The following is a 9,472-nucleotide window of genomic DNA, read 5'->3' on the forward strand; positions in this document are numbered from 1 at the left end:
ACTCGCCTGTCTTCCTAGCTAACAGCGCTGCGACGGGCCTTGAAGCCTTATTCCACCGTCACCGACTTGGCCAGGTTGCGCGGCTGGTCGACATCGGTGCCCTTGAGTACCGCCACGTAGTAGGACAGCAACTGCAGCGGCAAGGTGTAGAGGATCGGCGTCAGTACATCGTGGATATGCGGCATGGCCACCACATGAGTGCCCTCGCCGTTGTGCAGGCCGGCCTGGCCATCGGCGAAGACGATCAGCTCGCCACCGCGGGCGCGCACTTCCTGCAGGTTGGACTTGAGCTTTTCCAGCAGCTCGTTGTTCGGCGCCACCGTGACCACCGGCATGTCGCTGTCGACCAGCGCCAGCGGGCCGTGCTTGAGTTCGCCGGCCGGATAGGCCTCGGCATGGATATAGGAGATTTCCTTGAGTTTGAGCGCACCCTCCAGGGCCACCGGGTACTGCGCGCCACGGCCAAGGAACAGGGCATGGTGTTTTTCGGCGAAGAGTTCGGCAACTTTCTCCACCGTGCCGTCCATGGCCAGGGCTTCGCCCAGGCGGATCGGCAGGCGCCGCAACTCGTCCACCAGCTCGGCCTCGACGCCCGGCTGCAGGGTGCCGCGTACCTGGCCCAGGGACAGGGTCAGCAACAGCAGGGCGACCAATTGGGTGGTGAAGGCCTTGGTCGAGGCCACGCCGATTTCCGGGCCGGCCAGGGTCAGCAGGGTCAGGTCGGATTCACGCACCAGCGAGCTGATGCCAACGTTGCAGATCGCCAGGCTGGCCAGGTAACCGCCGTTGTCCGCGCCCAGGGCCTTGCCGTTGCGCAGTGCCGCCAGGGTGTCGGCGGTCTCGCCGGACTGGGAAATGCTGACGAACAGGGTGTCCGGTTGCACCGCCACCTTGCGGTAACGAAACTCGCTGGCGACTTCCACCTGGCAGGGGATGCCGGCCAGGTCTTCCAGCCAGTAACGCGCCACCATCCCGGCATGGTAACTGGTGCCGCAGGCGACGATCTGCACGTTGCGCACCCGGGCGAACAGCTCGGCGGCCTGCGGGCCAAAGGCCTGGACCAGGACATGGTCCGAGCCCAGGCGACCTTCCAGGGTACGCTGCACCACCTTGGGCTGCTCATGGATTTCCTTGAGCATAAAGTGCCGGTAGCTGCCCTTGTCGGCCGCTTCGGCGCCTTCGTTGTGTTGCACCGTTTCACGCTGCACCGGTTGGCCGTCGGCGGCCCAGACCTGCACGCTGTCGCGGCGGATTTCGGCGATATCGCCCTCCTCCAGGTACATAAAGCGATCGGTCACCTGGCGCAGGGCAAGCTGGTCGGAGGCCAGGAAGTTCTCCCCCAGGCCCAGGCCGATCACCAACGGGCTGCCGCTGCGGGCGGCGACCAGGCGATCGGGCTGGCGGGCATTGATCACCGCCAGGCCATAGGCACCGTGCAAGTGCTTGACCGCCGCCTGCAGGGCCAGGGTCAGGTCGCCGCTGTCCTTGAGCAGGTGGTCCAGCAGATGGACGATGACCTCGGTGTCGGTGTCGGAATTGAACACATAGCCCAAGCCCAGCAGGCGCTCGCGCAGTACCTCGTGGTTCTCGATGATGCCGTTGTGCACCACCGCCAGGTCGCTGCCCGACACATGGGGGTGGGCATTACGCTCGGTGGGCGCGCCATGGGTGGCCCAGCGGGTATGGGCGATGCCCAGGCGGCCGGCCAGGGGCTCGGCGACGAGGCCCGCCTCCAGCTCAGCCACCTTGCCCACGCGCCGGCAACGCTGCAGCACACCCTCGCGACTCAACACCGCCACCCCGGCACTGTCGTAGCCGCGGTATTCCAGGCGCTTGAGGCCTTCCAGCAAGATCGCGCTGATATTACGTTCGGCGACGGCGCCAACAATGCCACACATGGGTGTTCTCCTCAGTTATCCACAGCGGCGCAGACCAGGGTCACCCCGCGCGCCGTGATCTGTTCACGCGCGTCGGGGGCGAGGCGCTCATCGGTAATCAGGGTATGGATGCTGCTCCAGGGCAGCTCCAGGTTGGGAATCCTGCGGCCGACCTTGTCGGCCTCGACCATCACTATCACTTCCCGGGCTACCTCGGCCATGACCCGGCTCAAGCCCAGCAGCTCATTGAAAGTGGTCGTGCCGCGGGCCAGGTCGATACCGTCGGCGCCGATAAACAGCTGGTCGAAATCGTAGGAACGCAGCACCTGCTCGGCGACCTGGCCCTGAAAGGACTCGGAATGCGGATCCCAGGTACCGCCTGTCATCAACAGCACCGGTTCGTGTTCCAGTTCGCTGAGGGCACGGGCGACGTTCAACGAGTTGGTCATCACCACCAACCCGGGTTTGTGCCCCAGGGCGGGAATCAATGCGGCCGTGGTGCTGCCGCTGTCGATGATGATCCGCGCATGTTCGCGCAGGCGCGCCACCGCGGCACGGGCGATGGCCTGTTTGTACTTCGAGATCGGCTGGGCGCTGTCGGCGATCAGTTCCGCGGGCATGGGCACCGCGCCGCCGTAGCGGCGCAGCAGCAGGCCGGTGCTTTCCAGAGCGGCCAGGTCCTTGCGCACGGTGACCTCGGACGTGGCGAACGCCTTGGCCAGGGCATCGACGCTGACCTCACCCTGTTCGGCGAGCAGGGCGAGGATGGCGTGACGACGTTGCGGCGTATTGCGCTTCGACATAGAGGTCTTAAGTTTCGATTCGAAAGATAAAGTTCTCCAATCAAAACTTAATAGCGCTTTCAAGTCAAGTTTAATGAAGTCCCTGCGCGCCGAACGCTGGCTGCGCGGCAAGACCAGTGAGTTTATGGCCGGCCCATTAAGCTGACGGGGGGTAACATGCCGCGGTCATCAACGGCATCGATGTCCGCTATCGACCCTGTGCGTTTCTCATGGGTGCCGCCACAGCGCAACATTTACCTCGTCGCCACTTATCCCCGCTTCGAGGAGCACACCATGAAAACCCTGATTATCGCTGCGCTGCTGACCCTTGGCCTGACCGGCACCACCTTCGCCGCCGATGGCTCCGATCGCACCGCAACCAACCGTATCGCCGCTGATGGCTACGACCGTACCGGCAGTAACCAAATCGCCGCCGATGGTTTCGACCGTACCAGCAGCAATCGTTTCGCCGCTGATGGCGCTGACCGCACTGGCAGCAACCGTGTCGCCGCCGACGGCTTCGACCGTACCGGCAGCAACCGTATCGCCGCCGATGGCTTCGACCGTACCGGCAGCAACCGTATCGCCGCCGATGGCTTCGACCGCACCAGCATCAACCGAGTTGCCGCTGATGGCGCTGAGCGCACTGGCAGCAACCGTATCGCCGCTGATGGCGCTGAGCGCACTGGCAGCAACCGTATCGCCGCCGATGGCTTCGATCGTACCGGCAGCAACCAGATCGCCGCCGATGGTGCTGACCGCACAGGTGCTAATCGCTCGGTCTAAGCCGAATGGCTGGCATTAAAAAGGGCGCCTGATGGCGCCCTTGTCGTTTTGCAGCAACGCAGCGGCGTTGATGCTTACGCCTTGGGGCGTTTTACCGGGCGCTTCCACCCCTCGATATTGCGCTGCTTGGCCCGGCCCACCGCCAGGGCCTGGTCGGGAACATCGCCGGTGATGGTCGAGCCGGCGCCAGTGGTCGAGCCCGCGCCCAGGGTGACCGGCGCCACCAGGGCGCTGTTGGAACCGATAAAGACATCCTCGCCCAGCACGGTACGGTGTTTGTTGGCGCCGTCGTAGTTGCAGGTGATGGTGCCGGCGCCGATATTACTGCGCGCGCCGATCTCGGCATCGCCCAGGTAACTCAGGTGACCGGCCTTGGCGCCTTCGCCCAGCACGGCGTTCTTCAGCTCAACGAAGTTGCCCACATGGGCGCCTGCGCCCAGCACCGAGCCTGGGCGAAGGCGGGCGAACGGGCCGCAATCGGCACCCTCGCCCAGCTCGGCGCCCTCCAGGTGGCTGTTGGCTTTGACGATGGCACCTTTGCGCAGGATCGAGTTTTTGATCACGCAGTTCGGGCCGATCTGTACGTCGTCCTCGATCACTACCTTGCCTTCGAGGATCACGTTGATATCAATAGTGATATCACGGCCCACGCTGACCTCACCCCGCACATCGAAACGGAACGGGTCGATCAGAGTGACGCCTTGCGCCATCAGGCGATTGGCAAAGCGCTGCTGAAAGTGGCCCTCAAGCTGCGCCAGCTGAATGCGGTCATTGGCACCCAGCACTTCCATCTCGTCGGCCGCTTGCTCGGTGGCCACCACCAGCCCGTCGGCCACCGCCATGGCGATCACGTCGGTCAGGTAGTACTCGCCCTGGGCATTGCTGTTGGACAGCCGCCCCAGCCAGTCGGCCAGGCGTTTACCCGGTACGGCAAGGATGCCCGTATTGCCTTCACTGATCAGACGCTGCTGCGCCGTGGCGTCCTTGTGCTCGACGATGGCGTTGACCACGCCTCGTTCATCGCGAACGATGCGACCGTAACCGGTCGGGTCCTTAAGGTTGACCGTCAACAGCCCAAGCTGCTGCTCGCTGACCTGTTGCAACAGACGCTGTAGGGTGTCCACTTCGATCAGCGGCACGTCGCCGTAAAGGATCAGCACACGCTCGGCACTCAACCCCGGCAGCGCCTGGGCCACGGCATGGCCGGTACCCAGTTGTTCACTCTGCAGCACGAAATTCAGGTCATCCGCCGCCAGACGCTCGCGTACCAACTCGGCGCCGTGGCCGATCACCACATGTATGCCTTGCGGTTTGAGCTGGCGGGCAGTGTCAATCACATGGCCGAGCATGGATTTGCCGGCGATCGGGTGCAGCACCTTGGGCAAGGCCGAACGCATGCGGGTGCCTTGGCCGGCGGCGAGGATAACGATATCGAGCGACATGATAGGCAGGTCCTGAACAGGCAAGGCGACGTCAGCGTGAGGCCGCGGTTCGCGCCCGGCGGGAAAACCGGCGGGCAAGAAAAAGGGTAGCCAAGGCTACCCTTCTACTCGCAGCGGATAAAGCCCGGGGCAATCAGCTGCCGCCGAACTTCTTGCGTATTTGCTGGACGGTGCGCAGCTGGGCTGCGGCCTCGGCCAGACGGGCGGCGGCGGAACCGTAGTCGAACTCCGCGCCTTTTTCGTGCAGCGCCTTCTCGGCCGCTTTCACGGCTTCCTGGGCGGAGGCTTCATCCAGGTCGGCAGCCCGTTGCACGGTGTCGGCCAGGACCTTGACCATGCTCGGTTGCACTTCCAGGAAACCGCCGGAGATGTAGAACACCTCGGCTTCGCCGCCCTGCTTGATCAGGCGGATCGGACCCGGCTTGAGATCGGTGATCAGCGGCGCGTGGCCTGGAGCGATACCGATATCACCCAGGTTACCGTGCGCAATGACCATCTCGACCAGACCGGAAAAGATCTCGCCTTCCGCGCTGACGATGTCGCAATGGACTGTCATAGCCATATCTAGCCTCACGTATCGACCTGTTGAAACACTGCAAGGCGTTCAAGCAGACCGCTAGCGCCCGTCGCCGGGCGCCCGGATTACAGTTTCTTGGCTTTCTCGACGACTTCTTCGATGCCGCCAACCATATAGAACGCCTGCTCCGGCAGGTGATCGTAATCACCCTTCAGAATGCCGCTGAAGCCGGCAATGGTGTCTTTCAGGGAAACGTATTTACCCGAGGCACCGGTGAAGACTTCGGCCACGAAGAACGGCTGGGACAGGAAGCGCTGGATCTTACGCGCACGGGATACCAACTGCTTGTCGGCTTCCGACAGCTCGTCCATACCCAGGATCGCGATGATGTCCTTCAGTTCCTTGTAACGCTGCAGCACGTACTGAACGCCGCGCGCGGTGTCGTAGTGCTCCTGGCCGATCACGTTCGGGTCCAGCTGGCGCGAGGTCGAGTCCAGTGGGTCGACCGCCGGGTAGATACCCAGCGAAGCGATGTCACGGGACAGTACGACGGTGGCGTCCAAGTGGGCGAAGGTGGTCGCCGGGCTCGGGTCGGTCAAGTCGTCCGCTGGCACGTAGACGGCCTGGATCGAGGTGATCGAACCGTTCTTGGTCGACGTGATGCGCTCCTGCAGGATGCCCATCTCTTCGGCCAGGGTCGGCTGATAACCCACGGCGGACGGCATACGGCCCAGCAGTGCGGACACTTCGGTACCGGCCAGGGTGTAACGGTAGATGTTGTCGACGAACAACAACACGTCGTTACCCTCGTCACGGAACTTCTCGGCCATGGTCAGGCCGGTCAGTGCCACGCGCAGACGGTTGCCTGGTGGCTCGTTCATCTGGCCGTAGACCAGTGCCACTTTGTCCAGAACGTTGGAGTCCTTCATCTCGTGGTAGAAGTCGTTACCCTCACGGGTACGCTCGCCCACACCGGCGAACACGGAATAACCGCTGTGCTCGATGGCGATGTTACGGATCAGTTCCATCATGTTCACGGTCTTGCCGACACCGGCACCACCGAACAGACCGACTTTACCGCCCTTGGCGAACGGGCAGATCAGGTCGATTACCTTGATGCCAGTTTCCAGCAGGTCGTTGCCGCCGGCTTGTTCAGCGAAGGAAGGCGCGGCACGGTGAATGCCCCAGCGCTCTTCTTCGCCGATCGGGCCCGCTTCGTCGATGGGATTGCCCAGTACGTCCATGATCCGGCCCAGGGTCGCTTTACCGACCGGTACGGAGATGGCTGCGCCCGTGTTGCTGACGTCCAGACCGCGCTTCAAGCCTTCGGTCGAACCCATTGCAATGGTACGCACCACGCCGTCGCCCAGCTGCTGCTGAACTTCCAGGGTGGTTTCGGCGCCTTGAACCTTCAGGGCGTCATAAATGCTCGGCACCTGATCGCGCGGAAATTCCACGTCGATAACGGCGCCGATGATTTGAACGATACGTCCGCTACTCATATCTGGTTCCTCTAAATATATGAACCGGTCTTAGACCGCGGCAGCGCCGCCGACGATTTCCGAGATCTCTTGGGTGATCGCCGCCTGACGCGCCTTGTTGTAGATCAGCTGCAAATCGCTGATCAGATCACCGGCGTTGTCAGTAGCGTTCTTCATCGCGATCATCCGCGCCGCTTGTTCAGCAGCGTTGTTCTCGACCACCGCCTGGTACACCTGCGACTCCACGTAGCGCACCATCAGGCCGTCCAGCAGCTCCTTGGCGTCGGGTTCGTAGAGGTAGTCCCAGTGATGCTTGAGTTCCTGATCCGGATCGGCCACCAGAGGAATCAACTGTTCCACTGTCGGCTGTTGCGTCATGGTATTGATGAATTTGTTGGAAACCACGGACAGGCGGTCGATACGGCCTTCCAGGTAAGCATCCAGCATCACCTTGACGCTGCCGATCAGATCGTTGATCGACGGCTCTTCGCCCAGGTGGCTGATCGCGGCCACGACGTTACCGCCGAAGCTGCGGAAAAATGCCGCGCCCTTAGTCCCGACCACGCAGAGATCGATCTCCACGCCTTGTTCGCGGTTCACCGCCATGTCCCGGACCAACGCCTTGAACAGGTTGGTGTTCAAGCCACCGCACAGACCACGGTCACTGCTCACCACCACGTAACCGACGCGCTTGATGGCACGCTCGATCATGAAGGGATGGCGGTATTCCGGGTTGGCGTTGGCCAGATGACCAATCACCTGGCGGATGCGCTCCGCGTAAGGACGGCTGGCAGCCATGCGCATTTGAGCCTTGCGCATCTTGCTGACAGCGACCTTTTCCATGGCGCTGGTGATCTTTTGCGTGCTTTTGATGCTCGCAATCTTGCTGCGAATCTCTTTTGCGCCTGCCATGCAACACCTATATAGGTACACCTATCGGCTAGCAGGATGGGGGCCTGCGCCCCCACCACGGCTTACCAGGTTTGGGTGGCCTTGAACTTCTCGATGCCGGCTTTGAGGCCTGCGTCGATTTCGTCATTGAAGTCACCCTTCACGTTGATCTTGGCCATAAGCTCGGCTTGATCGCGGTTGAAGTAAGCAATCAGGGCCTGCTCGAAGCTGCCGATCTTGGCGATTTCGATGTCCTGCAGGAAGCCACGCTCGGCGGCATACAGGGACAACGACATGTCCGCGATGGACATGGGCGCGTATTGCTTCTGCTTCATCAGCTCGGTAACACGCTGACCATGTTCGAGCTGCTTGCGCGTGGCTTCGTCCAGGTCCGAGGCGAACTGGGCGAAAGCCGCCAGTTCACGGTACTGAGCCAACGCGGTACGGATACCACCGGAGAGCTTCTTGATGATCTTGGTTTGCGCGGCGCCGCCTACACGGGATACCGACACACCGGCGTTCACCGCCGGACGGATGCCGGAGTTGAACATGGCCGATTCCAGGAAGATCTGCCCGTCGGTGATCGAGATCACGTTGGTCGGTACGAACGCGGAAACGTCGCCGGCCTGGGTTTCGATGATCGGCAGAGCGGTCAAGGAACCGGTCTTGCCTTTCACGGCGCCCTTGGTGAACTGCTCGACGTAGTCTTCGGATACGCGCGATGCACGCTCCAGCAGACGGCTGTGGAGATAGAACACGTCGCCTGGGTAGGCTTCACGGCCTGGCGGACGGCGCAGCAGCAGGGAGATCTGGCGATACGCCACAGCCTGCTTGGACAGATCGTCATAAACGATCAGCGCGTCTTCACCACGGTCGCGGAAGTACTCGCCCATGGTGCAACCGGCGTACGGTGCAATGAATTGCAGCGCGGCGGATTCGGAGGCACTGGCGGCGACGATGATGGTGTTGGCCAGGGCGCCGTTTTCTTCCAGCTTGCGCACCACGTTGGCGATGGTCGATTGCTTCTGACCGATTGCCACGTAGACGCAGTAGATGCCGCTGTTCTTCTGGTTGATGATCGCGTCGATCGCCAGGGCGGTCTTACCGATCTGACGGTCACCGATGATCAGCTCACGCTGGCCACGGCCTACCGGGATCATGGCATCGACGGCCTTGTAGCCGGTCTGTACCGGCTGGTCGACCGATTTACGCCAGATCACGCCCGGTGCAACCTTCTCAACCGCGTCGGTGATGACGTTGTTCAGCGGGCCTTTACCGTCAACCGGGTTACCCAGGGCATCAACCACGCGACCCAGCAGTTCCGGACCGACCGGTACTTCCAGGATGCGGCCGGTGCACTTGGCACTCATGCCTTCGGCGAGGCTCTGGTAGGCACCCAGAACCACGGCGCCGACAGAGTCGCGCTCCAGGTTCATGGCCATACCGAAGACGCCGCCGGGGAACTCGATCATTTCACCGTACATGACGTCGGCGAGACCGTGGATCCGCACGATACCGTCGGACACGCTGACAACCGTGCCTTCGTTGCGGGCTTGGGAGGACACATCGAGCTTGTCGATGCGACCCTTGATGATTTCACTTATTTCGGAAGGATTGAGTTGCTGCATTGCTCTGCTGCCCCTTCAAACTCAAGATTTCAATGCTTCGGCTAGTTGCGCGAGTTTGCCGCGAACTG

8 protein-coding genes are annotated in these 9,472 nt (G+C 62.3%); 1 reads left to right on the forward strand and 7 read right to left on the reverse strand.

Annotated features, from left to right (window positions below):
* Positions 1-47: 47 nt before the first annotated feature.
* Together glmS and ABWY06_RS03325 are read right to left on the reverse strand one after the other, a co-directional pair.
* The gene (gene glmS / locus ABWY06_RS03320; protein WP_353924143.1) at positions 48-1,898 is read right to left on the reverse strand and encodes a glutamine--fructose-6-phosphate transaminase (isomerizing); all 1,851 of its coding nucleotides are present in this window, start codon (positions 1,896-1,898) and stop codon (positions 48-50) included.
* Between the two features lie 11 nt (positions 1,899-1,909).
* The gene (locus tag ABWY06_RS03325) at positions 1,910-2,680 is read right to left on the reverse strand and encodes a DeoR/GlpR family DNA-binding transcription regulator (RefSeq protein ID WP_353924144.1); all 771 of its coding nucleotides are present in this window, start codon (positions 2,678-2,680) and stop codon (positions 1,910-1,912) included.
* Positions 2,681-2,953: 273 nt separating this feature from the next.
* On the opposite strand from ABWY06_RS03325, the gene ABWY06_RS03330 reads away from it, so the two are divergent.
* Positions 2,954-3,445: a phage infection protein gene (locus ABWY06_RS03330; protein WP_353924145.1), complete on the forward strand. Its 492-nt coding sequence runs from the start codon at positions 2,954-2,956 to the stop codon at positions 3,443-3,445.
* 74 nt (positions 3,446-3,519) lie between these two features.
* On the opposite strand, the gene glmU is transcribed toward ABWY06_RS03330, so the two are convergent.
* The 5 genes from glmU to atpA all read right to left on the reverse strand — a co-directional run bounded on the left by glmU (position 3,520) and on the right by atpA (position 9,404).
* The gene (gene glmU / locus ABWY06_RS03335) at positions 3,520-4,887 is read right to left on the reverse strand and encodes a bifunctional UDP-N-acetylglucosamine diphosphorylase/glucosamine-1-phosphate N-acetyltransferase GlmU (RefSeq protein ID WP_353924146.1); all 1,368 of its coding nucleotides are present in this window, start codon (positions 4,885-4,887) and stop codon (positions 3,520-3,522) included.
* A gap of 133 nt (positions 4,888-5,020) precedes the next feature.
* Entirely contained in the window at positions 5,021-5,449 is a 429-nt protein-coding gene (locus ABWY06_RS03340; RefSeq protein ID WP_353924147.1) for a F0F1 ATP synthase subunit epsilon, read from the reverse strand.
* Positions 5,450-5,529: 80 nt separating this feature from the next.
* A complete protein-coding gene (atpD, locus tag ABWY06_RS03345) occupies positions 5,530-6,906 on the reverse strand; it encodes a F0F1 ATP synthase subunit beta (RefSeq protein ID WP_353924148.1) in 1,377 nt (458 codons plus the stop codon).
* Between the two features lie 30 nt (positions 6,907-6,936).
* Positions 6,937-7,797: a F0F1 ATP synthase subunit gamma gene (gene atpG, locus ABWY06_RS03350; RefSeq protein ID WP_353924149.1), complete on the reverse strand. Its 861-nt coding sequence runs from the start codon at positions 7,795-7,797 to the stop codon at positions 6,937-6,939.
* Between the two features lie 62 nt (positions 7,798-7,859).
* Positions 7,860-9,404, reverse strand: coding sequence for a F0F1 ATP synthase subunit alpha (gene atpA, locus ABWY06_RS03355; protein ID WP_353924150.1), 1,545 nt, complete (start codon positions 9,402-9,404; stop codon positions 7,860-7,862).
* Between the last annotated feature and the right edge of the window lie 68 nt (positions 9,405-9,472).

The organism is Pseudomonas sp. (assembly GCF_040514055.1).
Lineage (GTDB): Bacteria > Pseudomonadota > Gammaproteobacteria > Pseudomonadales > Pseudomonadaceae > Aquipseudomonas.